Annotated in this window: 11 protein-coding genes, 3 pseudogenes and 1 other annotated feature; of the genes and pseudogenes, 10 read left to right on the top strand and 4 right to left on the bottom strand. The window is 42.1% G+C overall.

Translation table 11 applies throughout. The annotated features are described in order from the left end of the window. Positions 1 to 472: IS6 family transposase (locus FTU13_RS17105; protein WP_151817486.1), on the bottom strand; the 472-nt coding region annotated here is incomplete at its 3' end. Positions 473 to 535: 63 nt separating this feature from the next. On the opposite strand from FTU13_RS17105, the pseudogene FTU13_RS17100 reads away from it, so the two are divergent. Next, a pseudogene (locus FTU13_RS17100) lies at positions 536 to 667 on the top strand (IS3 family transposase); the annotation flags it as partial. A gap of 218 nt (positions 668 to 885) precedes the next feature. Here FTU13_RS17100 and FTU13_RS17095 read toward each other — a convergent pair. Next, on the bottom strand, positions 886 to 1,302 hold the full coding sequence (locus FTU13_RS17095) for a conjugal transfer protein TraD (RefSeq protein ID WP_108091264.1): 417 nt from the start codon (positions 1,300 to 1,302) through the stop codon (positions 886 to 888). A gap of 279 nt (positions 1,303 to 1,581) precedes the next feature. Here FTU13_RS17095 and FTU13_RS17090 point away from each other — a divergent pair, with 279 nt between their 5' ends. The 6 genes from FTU13_RS17090 (at position 1,582) to FTU13_RS17065 (ending at position 4,672) form a co-directional block, all read left to right on the top strand. Beyond that, positions 1,582 to 1,737 (top strand): hypothetical protein, encoded by a 156-nt coding sequence (locus FTU13_RS17090; RefSeq protein WP_002061201.1) that lies wholly within the window; start codon positions 1,582 to 1,584, stop codon positions 1,735 to 1,737. Continuing rightward, complete coding sequence (locus FTU13_RS17085; RefSeq protein ID WP_119065094.1) at positions 1,737 to 2,666, top strand: MobA/MobL family protein; 930 nt, start codon at positions 1,737 to 1,739, stop codon at positions 2,664 to 2,666. The genes FTU13_RS17090 and FTU13_RS17085 overlap by 1 nt, the downstream gene beginning before the upstream one ends. Beyond that, positions 2,663 to 3,163, top strand: coding sequence for a hypothetical protein (locus FTU13_RS17080; RefSeq protein WP_068550831.1), 501 nt, complete (start codon positions 2,663 to 2,665; stop codon positions 3,161 to 3,163). Before FTU13_RS17085 ends, FTU13_RS17080 begins: the two co-directional genes overlap by 4 nt. 70 nt (positions 3,164 to 3,233) lie before the next feature. After that, positions 3,234 to 3,530 (top strand): BrnT family toxin, encoded by a 297-nt coding sequence (locus FTU13_RS17075; RefSeq protein ID WP_042087986.1) that lies wholly within the window; start codon positions 3,234 to 3,236, stop codon positions 3,528 to 3,530. Then, positions 3,520 to 3,735 carry a hypothetical protein gene (locus FTU13_RS17070; RefSeq protein ID WP_042087985.1) on the top strand — a complete coding sequence of 72 codons (216 nt, stop codon included), beginning with the start codon at positions 3,520 to 3,522 and terminating at the stop codon, positions 3,733 to 3,735. Before FTU13_RS17075 ends, FTU13_RS17070 begins: the two co-directional genes overlap by 11 nt. Before the next feature lie 127 nt (positions 3,736 to 3,862). Then, positions 3,863 to 4,672, top strand: a complete 810-nt coding sequence (locus tag FTU13_RS17065; protein WP_108091266.1) for a hypothetical protein — start codon at positions 3,863 to 3,865, stop codon at positions 4,670 to 4,672. A 793-nt stretch (positions 4,673 to 5,465) separates the two neighbouring features. Here FTU13_RS17065 and FTU13_RS17060 read toward each other — a convergent pair. Then, entirely contained in the window at positions 5,466 to 5,813 is a 348-nt protein-coding gene (locus tag FTU13_RS17060) for a hypothetical protein (RefSeq protein ID WP_159138984.1), read from the bottom strand. A gap of 21 nt (positions 5,814 to 5,834) precedes the next feature. Between FTU13_RS17060 and FTU13_RS17055 the strand changes: the two are divergent. The 3 genes and pseudogenes from FTU13_RS17055 to FTU13_RS17045 all read left to right on the top strand — a co-directional run bounded on the left by FTU13_RS17055 (position 5,835) and on the right by FTU13_RS17045 (position 8,467). Next, a pseudogene (locus FTU13_RS17055) lies at positions 5,835 to 6,807 on the top strand (IS3 family transposase). Beyond that, positions 6,124 to 6,240 (top strand) — a sequence feature (AL1L pseudoknot). Its footprint overlaps the pseudogene before it by 117 nt. 151 nt (positions 6,808 to 6,958) lie before the next feature. Further along, positions 6,959 to 8,173: a chloramphenicol/florfenicol efflux MFS transporter FloR gene (gene floR, locus FTU13_RS17050; RefSeq protein WP_000214122.1), complete on the top strand. Its 1,215-nt coding sequence runs from the start codon at positions 6,959 to 6,961 to the stop codon at positions 8,171 to 8,173. Between the two features lie 27 nt (positions 8,174 to 8,200). Beyond that, on the top strand, positions 8,201 to 8,467 hold the full coding sequence (locus FTU13_RS17045; protein WP_077170324.1) for a LysR family transcriptional regulator: 267 nt from the start codon (positions 8,201 to 8,203) through the stop codon (positions 8,465 to 8,467). Positions 8,468 to 8,502: 35 nt separating this feature from the next. Here FTU13_RS17045 and FTU13_RS17040 read toward each other — a convergent pair. Continuing rightward, positions 8,503 to 8,577, bottom strand: a pseudogene (locus FTU13_RS17040) (IS6 family transposase); the annotation flags it as partial.

Below are 8,577 nucleotides of genomic sequence, written 5' to 3'. Positions count from 1 at the left end.
GTGGACATTTACCTTCCCGTTTTAACCGTGATAAAGCACGTCCATATGTGGGTGCTTTATCCGTGTTGATCACTTGTGGAATTTGCCACTTCTTCACATTATTTAAAATTTTTCCAAGAAAACAATAAGCTGAATGGGTATTTCGTCTAGCAGAAAGATAGAAATCAAGAGTATGGCCACGTTGGTCAACTGCACGGTATAGATATGCCCATTTGCCATTCACTTTTACGTAAGTTTCATCCAGATGCCATAAATGTCGATCTGTAGGATTACGCCAATACCAACGTAAACGTTTTTCCATTTCTGGAGCATAACGCTGAACCCAGCGATAAATTGTGGTGTGATCAACATTCACTCCACGTTCGGCCAGCATTTCCTGAAGTTCACGATAGCTGATGCCATATTTACAATACCAACGAACAGCCCAAAGAATGATTTCACCTTGAAAGTGCCGACCGTGGAAGGGATTCATCTGCTGTATCTCGAAATAAATAAGATATTTAGCTTATCATGTCAGCCTATTTGCAACAGTGCCCAACTTGCGACACTAAATTGGGTAGATTGGTTCAATAAAGAGCGTGTACATAGTGCACTAGGTTATGTATCACCTTTTGATTTTGAAGCAATGTACTATGATAAGATTAACCCGTTAGGTCAGGTGGCCTAACTTAAATAAAAAACTCTCCGACAAACCCGGTACGGTTCACCTTTATCTTTGTTTGTGATGAATACATTAGCAAGTTCCCATTTAGGTGCTGCATGAGAGAGAATTGGTAAAGATAGACAGAGTCCTAAGATAAACTTTTTCATTAATTGTCCTATGAAATCTCATAATGATTTGTTAAATCATAACTTAATTTATTGCTGATCTAGCTTAGCTTATAATTAATTTGAATTATTTTTACGTTGTTTGAGAACTTCTAATCCTAAATCCTTCCAAATTTGCCATTTCATATCATTTGGGTCTATTTCAGCAGTTTTAAGCAGAATTCCAAGTAATTCGGCTGGGTCACGCTGATCAAGGTTAGCAATTTCAAAAAGTGCGCCTAATTGAATGAGATGACGTGTACGAGCTTTTCGTTCAGCTTCCTTTTCTGCATTCAGTAATTTTCTGACTGCTATCTTCTGTTTATTCGCTCGATCTATGGCTTTTTCAGCTTTGATCAAGGCATTCAATTTTTTCTCTTGGTCGGGAGTACGGTATTGGATTTGAGCTAATTCTAATAAAAGCTTTTGTGCATCACTGGGATTCTTTAAAGCAGAAATGTAGGTAATTTTTTCAGACAGCCAATCATTATTCATATTCAATTCCTTAATTCATATACCGCAAAAGCACAGGCTCAATACTCAAAGAACGATAACAAAATAATTACGTCCAAGGTACGCAATTTTGTTAAAGTCGTTCTAGAGATTGTCGCCTGTACTTCCATCAAAAAATTGATGGCGCGCTTAGACGTTTCTCAATTTCATTGAGAAACCTAAGCACGTTAGGGACTTCATCCCTAAAACCCTGAAACTTCTTTTTTTCGTTCAATTGAAAATTGAATGAAAAAAAGAAGTACCAAAGCTAGGAGCAACAGCATGCAACTAAAACAGGTATTGGGAAAAATCAAAGATATTAGTTTTGGCGTGATCGCAGCACCGCTAATTATCATCATTATGATGTGGGCTTCGATACTTGATCAAAGAGCGTTTAAAAAAGAACGTAACCGAAAAAAGGAACAGGATAAGACCTAATGGCGATTGCTCGTTTAAGTGTCAAAGTCGGTAAGGCAGGTAAAGCAGCACCGCATGCCGAATATATTGATCGGGATGAAGAAAAAAAGCTGAAACAAGAACAGGCAGAAACCGACCTTGAACATAGTGCCTATGGGAATATGCCGAAATGGGCTGAACATAATCCGATTACCTTTTGGGAAGCAGCCGACCTTTACGAGCGCAAAAATGGCAGTACCTATCGAGAATATGAAATTGCCCTGCCTAGAGAGATGAATGCCAAACAACGTCTAGAACTGGTTGAGGAGTTCATTCAGTCCGAGATCGGCTCAAAATATCCATATCAGTTTGCGATTCATAACCCTAAAGCAATGGACGGCAACGATCAGCCCCACGTGCATCTCATGTTTAATGAACGTCTGCAAGATGGAATCGAACGAGATCCAGAGCAATATTTCAAACGCTATAACAGCAAAAATCCTGAACGTGGCGGAGCTAAAAAAGACAATACAGGCAAGAGTTACCAGGAACGAAAAATTGATATTAAAGACCTACGCCAAAGATGGGCGGATTTATGCAACAGCCATTTAGAAAAACATCAAATTGATAGCCGTATTGATATGCGAAGCTACAAAGAGCAAGGCATAGAGAAAGAACCCGAAAAGAAACTGTTACCAAGCCAAGCCAAAGACCCTGAAATTAGGGAAGCCCTACAACAATCACGTACAGCCTATAAAGAGCTTGAGCGACTAGACTTAGGCGACCCCAAACAAGACCTGAAAGACCTCAAAAACAGCCCAATTTCAGACAAAGAAATTAAACAGGGTATTGAGAGCTTTAAGGCTGATTTTGACAGCTTTAAACAGCTTGCTTTGGAACAGTACAAACAACAGCAGAAATTAGAAAGAGAGCAACAGAAAACAATGAAGTTTAGAGGGATGAGCCGATGACACCTGATGAAAAAAAGCTATATGCACTAATGGCAGTTGCAGAACAACAGCAGAACCTCGTCAATCAGGCCGTTAAAGAGCTTCAAATCACGAAAGAACACATTCAAAGCACTATTGCTGGGCAGACCCACCATACTGTATCAAAATCGCTAAATACGGGCTTACAGGAGGGTACAGCGGAGCTTATTAAGACCGCTAAAGCACTTGGACGCTTGAATAATTCAATTGAATCAGCCCGTGATCAGTTGTCATGGAAGCTCATTACCATTGTTCTAGGCATCTTTGCCATTCTGATGCTTGGTATCATTTGGCTGTTTAGTGTTTATATCAAACCTTTAGGCAATATCCCGCAGATCGAGAGCCTGAGACAGCAAGGCATCCAGTTTGATATTGGAAGTTGTAAAGTTGATGGAGAATCTAAACCGTGTGTCCGAGTGATGAAAAAGCAGTGCGGATATGGAAAAAATGGCGATTTTTGTGTCATAGACCCAAAATAATAAGAATATTTCTTATGCTAAAAGAAAATTCTTACTTAATTTCAATTCTACGAGAGGAAAAGGGGTAATCATGCCATTGATTGAATATTACGGCTTGTTATTTGAATGGCATGACCAAAAAATGGATTTAGTCTACAGAGGGCGTGAAATTACGTTCGAAGAAGTCTGTAGTATTTTCCTTGATCCTGCATTGATGTCTTTTGATGATGTAGGACACTATGACGAACAACGACTAATATCAGTCGGTTTAAGCAATCGTGGTAGACTATTAACAGTGGTTTGGGTTGAACGTGGAGATGTTGCGAGAATAATCACTGCATTTGAACCATCACATCACCAAAAGCGGAGGTACAGCAATGCAAAATGAATTAGAACGCTATAAAAATTTTGATCCTACCAATGCCCCATTGGTTAAACCTAGTTTTGTGAAAAAATTACAGGAACGTCACGCCATCGCTCAAGCAAAGGCTTTTGATGCTGATGTGGTGACATGGTTAGGTTCACAAGATAATGAAACAAAACAACATATTAACGATATGGTTCGCCATATTATGGCATTGAAACGTACTTAATTAGGTATGACCTCCCTTTTTTGTTTTAATGTTTGATTGATTAATTAGAAAGCTCATTTGGTATTCATACCAAATGAGCTTTTACTTTATAGTTTTTGAAGGATACGCCGTGGTTAAGGAAGTTGTTATGTTGAAACATTCAAGTTTGGAAAGAAAAGAGTTCAAGCATGAAGAACTTGCACTAATAAAAAAACTTGATTTCAACGATATTGAGATTATTAAGCCTGATAATCTTGGACAAATCTTAATTTGGACTTCTAAACTTGCTGAATATCATCATGCTCAATTTGTTGAATTTAGTCATAAGTTAGATATTGTTGATGAAATAGAAGAGCGAGAAGAGATTAACAATAAGATTAATTTTTATAGAAAAAGTAGAGTTTTAGAGAATCATATCAAGGATTTCTATCTAAAAAAGCTATTGGATCAAGGAGAAGCGACAGTAAAGGGATATATCAAACATCCGATTAAACAGGATACAAATTACGCTGTAATTTCTTATCACGGATATCATTTTGTTAGTTTTGCTACTCCAGAGATTATTGAAAAATTTCCCTTACATTTTATTGATTTTGTACAAAGTGAAACACCAAAGACATTAGCAGATATACACTCTGATGAAGCTGTACTGCTATCAACGGTTAAGAATTTTATAACGCCCTTTAAAGAACAATATAAAAAAATAAAGAGTAAAAATAAGGAGATCAAAGAACACAATACGGTCGTACATAAAATTTATATAAAAATTAAAAATAAAGAAGCAACTTTGCAAAAGCCAACAGATTCAAAGCCTAAAGAATCTAGCCCCAAATCTGATGAAAAGATTACTTTACCAGTAAAAATGAAGCAGGTAGCTATTCAGCAAAATATAGCTTCACAAGAAAAGTCAATTACTGTGATTAAGAAGCGAAAATTTGCTTTAAATAAGGATAAGTAAATTTGTAATTGTAAATTATAAAGAAAATCCCCCCTAAGCCTTGCAACTTAGAGGGGTTTTCCAGTAAATTCTACGGTACGCAGTTATTTGATGTTAACCCATCGAATAACGAAGATCATAAGGTTTGGCGACCGTTATGATTTCACCAAAGGCTGGTACCTGAACTCTATTTTCACAATAAACAGTGTTTAGATCAAGTCTCAAAATGATAAGTCTTCGTTAATCCGTGTTTTAAATCATCAAATAAGCATCATAGATCGAGCTTTGCCTGCTTCTGCGTGTCCGTTTTAGGGATTGGCATGCGTTGCATGTGGAGGGAATAAGTGTCACTGGTGCAACGTAGCGATAGTCGAAAGGCTAAACCGCTACAGGGGAATCTCACAAAAGCGGAGCGTTAAGAGTAGCTGTATAGGTTGGTTAAGTTGCATGTTGGGGAAACCCTCGCAGAGATACCGCCATACTTCGACAGGGAGCGCGTGGGAGAAGGTGCAAGACCTTTAGTCCTTGTCTGCATAGTCTGCAAAGCTATGTGCGGATACGACCGATATACGTGGCTCCGAAGCCAAAAGAATATGCGGTAAATCGGCAATACTTAAAGGATGTGTCATTTTTTTAAATGACCGCCTTTAGGGAGAGTATTGCCGAAACTCTCTCAACCGTTCACCAAAGCCAAAGCACGAAGTGCGACGCTTGGGTAACGAGTTGAGAAGTTGAGAGCATGTGCTTTTGCTTTTATAGGTTTTTATATTTTTATAGAAGAGCTTTTGAGAAGCTTGTTCTGCTTAGGCTATTATTAAAATCCAATTCTGTTTGTATTAATAATAATGTTATTAGAATATTTTCCTCTGACATCATCGCAAACAGTTGTATAGCTATAATATTCATAGGTTTTTAGAGTACCAATAATATAGCCTCTTTGAAAAATAGGTTCCCATTGATTAGTAAATGGGCTCAAGAAAAGACCTTGTGAACATTCAATCGCTAAATTATTTTTCACTACATTATTTTTAGGATTTGAGTGAACTTCTTTTATAGAAAAATATCTAATATCATTATTATTTGGTGCTGTTTTGATTGAATTTTTGTCTACATATATTTTAGAAATCTCACCTTGAACCGTACCGGGTTTGTCGGAGACCAAGCTTTCTGAGAGAATGTCCCGATGAAAAAAGTAAAATATACCCCTGAAATCAGAGAAAGAGCGGTTCAATTATTGATTGAATCCGAGAAAGATTATCCATCGAATTGGGCTGCGATCACCGCTATTGCTCCCTGAGCAGTATACTGCGCAAGGGTTGTACTCCTGAAACACTACGTGTTTGGTATCAAAAATATTTAGATAAACAAAATCCAGTTAAAGTACAGCAGCTTTCAGACCAAGAACGTATCAAACAACTCGAACGCGAAAATAAAGAACTGCAACGCGCCAATGAAATTCTACGTAAAGCAGCCGCTTTTTTCGCCCAGGCGGAGCTCGACCGCCCACACAAATAATGGTGGATTTTATCCATAATAATAAAGAGCTGTACGGAGTCGAGGCGATTTGTAGAATTTTACCGATCGCACCTTCAACCTATTACCGGACTCTAGATCTCTGTGAAAATCCAGAACATCGAGCAAAGCGAGATTTACATGACTTGCATCATGCTGAGGAGATTAAACGAATTTGGAAGGAAAGTTCAGGTCGGTATGGTGTACGTAAAGTCTGGCAAAAACTGAAACGTGAAGGCTATATTATTGCGCGCTGTACTGTTGCTCGATTAATGCAAAAGCTAGGTATAAAAGGTGTTTGGCGTGGTAAGAACAAACAAACCACCCGTAGCCGAGATGATCAAAAACGAGCGGATGACTTGGTAAAACGTAATTTTACTGCTGATCATCCTGACCAACTGTGGGTGAGTGACTTTACGTATATTCAAACAAATTCAGGCTGGGTTTATACTGCATTTATTATTGATGTGTTCTCACGAGCAATTGTTGGATGGAAAGTATCGACACGGATGAATACAGATATGGTGCTCGATGCATTGGAGCAAGCATTTAGGGCGGCAGAGGGGGCTGGAACGCTGAGTGCGCCCATGCCGCATTGCGAAGCAAAAGATAATCGGATAAAATGTAGCAATTCATATTCGTAAGCGTGGAGTAATCAGATGGGAAATTCCAAGTCAGCAGACAAGTAAGCCGCAACAACCAGTATTGTTGTTGCGGCGCTCTGTAAGGCTAGTCTCATCTGATTGCTGACGAGCAGACGTCGCCCGGTATTCCTTAATCGAGGGTTGATTCGTCATGACCACCACACGCCCCGCGTGGGCCTATACGCTGCCGGCAGCACTGCTGCTGATGGCTCCTTTCGACATCCTCGCTTCACTGGCGATGGATATTTATCTCCCTGTCGTTCCAGCGATGCCCGGCATCCTGAACACGACGCCCGCTATGATCCAACTCACGTTGAGCCTCTATATGGTGATGCTCGGCGTGGGCCAGGTGATTTTTGGTCCGCTCTCAGACAGAATCGGGCGACGGCCAATTCTACTTGCGGGCGCAACGGCTTTCGTCATTGCGTCTCTGGGAGCAGCTTGGTCTTCAACTGCACCGGCCTTTGTCGCTTTCCGTCTACTTCAAGCAGTGGGCGCGTCGGCCATGCTGGTGGCGACGTTCGCGACGGTTCGCGACGTTTATGCCAACCGTCCTGAGGGTGTCGTCATCTACGGCCTTTTCAGTTCGATGCTGGCGTTCGTGCCTGCGCTCGGCCCTATCGCCGGAGTATTGATCGGCGAGTTCTTGGGATGGCAGGCGATATTCATTACTTTGGCTATACTGGCGATGCTCGCACTCCTAAATGCGGGTTTCAGGTGGCACGAAACCCGCCCTCTGGATCAAGTCAAGACGCGCCGATCTGTCTTGCCGATCTTCGCGAGTCCGGCTTTTTGGGTTTACACTGTCGGCTTTAGCGCCGGTATGGGCACCTACTTCGTCTTCTTCTCGACGGCTCCCCGTGTGCTCATAGGCCAAGCGGAATATTCCGAGATCGGATTCAGCTTTGCCTTCGCCACTGTCGCGCTTGTAATGATCGTGACAACCCGTTTCGCGAAGTCCTTTGTCGCCAGATGGGGCATCGCAGGATGCGTGGCGCGTGGGATGGCGTTGCTTGTTTGCGGAGCGGTCCTGTTGGGGATCGGCGAACTTTACGGCTCGCCGTCATTCCTCACCTTCATCCTACCGATGTGGGTTGTCGCGGTCGGTATTGTCTTCACGGTGTCCGTTACCGCGAACGGCGCTTTGGCAGAGTTCGACGACATCGCGGGATCAGCGGTCGCGTTCTACTTCTGCGTTCAAAGCCTGATAGTCAGCATTGTCGGGACATTGGCGGTGGCACTTTTAAACGGTGACACAGCGTGGCCCGTGATCTGTTACGCCACGGCGATGGCGGTACTGGTTTCGTTGGGGCTGGTGCTCCTTCGGCTCCGTGGGGCTGCCACCGAGAAGTCGCCAGTCGTCTAACCGACGACTGGTAGCAGGCCCGCTCCGATGCGGCGCACTAACCATCGAAACCTCGTGAATGTCGGTATCCTGTCTGGCAGGATACCGCTCATTTCCCTTGTTCAGTTCATCGCCGTCGCCGAGCATCTGAATTTTCGGCATGCGGCCAAGGCACTTGGTATCAGCCAGTCGAGCGTCAGCGCGCGTGTGAAAGCGCTGGAGGATAACCTTGGTGTCCTGCTATTTGAGCGCCATGCGCGGGGCGTTCGGCTAACAGACGCAGGCAGGCACTTCATGGGGCACTGTTGCAAATAGAGATTTGAGTCGATGATGTTCCCTTTAAAAAGTACTTAGAGACCGAAAACCCTGTTGATTAGACACACTTCACCCTGAGGCTGACCATAATAAAATGACGATGCTTGTCC

The organism is Acinetobacter sp. YH12064, from assembly GCF_013419735.1.
GTDB classification, from domain to species: domain Bacteria; phylum Pseudomonadota; class Gammaproteobacteria; order Pseudomonadales; family Moraxellaceae; genus Acinetobacter; species Acinetobacter amyesii.
This window is presented reverse-complemented; position numbering and strand designations above follow the sequence as displayed.